This window comes from Vibrio sp. 03_296 (genome assembly GCF_002265885.1).
Window position 1 is genome coordinate 1 of record NZ_NPKW01000932.1, and the last position, 1,122, is coordinate 1,122.

The 1,122-nt window shown below is 45.8% G+C and carries 2 pseudogenes; both read right to left on the bottom strand.

What is annotated here, in order from left to right:
* Nucleotides 1–46 precede the first annotated feature (46 nt).
* Nucleotides 47–621 (bottom strand): annotated as a pseudogene (gene pal / locus CIK04_RS28940) (peptidoglycan-associated lipoprotein Pal).
* Between the two features lie 23 nt (nt 622–644).
* A pseudogene (locus CIK04_RS28945) lies at nt 645–1,122 on the bottom strand (Tol-Pal system protein TolB); the annotation flags it as partial.

The window sequence follows — 1,122 nt, forward strand, 5'->3', positions numbered from 1 at the left end:
TTCGCTGCACTTGCCAGTAACCGTAAGCGTAACAGCTCGCTTAGTGTTACTGAACATGAGGCAATTCCTCAATTAGTACTACTAGAACTGCGCGACGGTTTTTCGCGTAGACTTCTTCAGTCTGGCCTAGTAGTAGAGGCTTCTCTTCACCGTAGCTTACGATAGCAATTTGGTCTGCCTGAACACCTAGCGCTTGTAGGTATTTAGCAACAGCTTGCGCACGACGCTCACCTAGTGCGATGTTGTACTCAGGAGTACCACGCTCGTCAGCGTGACCTTCGATAGTCACTTTTTAGGTTACATTTTTTGCTAGGTAAGCTGCGTGAGCTGCTAGCATCTCTTCGTAATCGCTAGAGATAGTTGCATTGTCAAACGCGAAGTAGATTGTCTGAGTTTCACGAAGAGCTTGCTCTTTCAGTTCTTGCTCAGAAAGCTGACCATTCTGATCGATTGGCGTTACAACTGTTTGTGTCAGTTGTTGTTCGCAGAACCAGAAGTCGTTTGGTTTGTTTCAGTGCTGGTGCCTGCGTTAGACGCAGCGTCATCACTAGAGCTACACGCGGTAACAGCCATCACTGGYAGTGCGATTAGAAGCCCTTTAAGAACCTTATTAAGTTGCATCTTATTTCCTTTGTTTATCAAACTTAGTTGCTACAAAACGGAGACCATGCGGGAGCTCTTACACGCCCATTTGTTGCCGGTAATCTAGCTTTAAAGCGGCCATCGATAGAAACCATCGACAACACATTTTTTTTATCGTAAATGGAGCTATAAATCACCATACCTCCATTCGGGGCGATACTCGGAGACTCGTCCAACAACGTTTTGGTTAATACCTGAACGGCGCCGGTTTCGAGATCTTGCTTAGCCAAATTAAAACCTGAATCGYYTCGATTGACCATAATCAAGAATCGTCCATCTGGCGTTATCTGCCCACCTAGGTTTTGGCTGCCTTGCCAAGTAAGACGGCTAGTCGACCCGTCGCTCAAATTTACTCTATATATCTGGGGTTTACCACCCCGATCCGATGTAAAGAATGAGTGATTTGTCCATCAGGATGCCAAAATGGCTCCGTATTATTTGATCTATCCCTCGTTATTTGTGTTAGCTGACGCGTTTGCA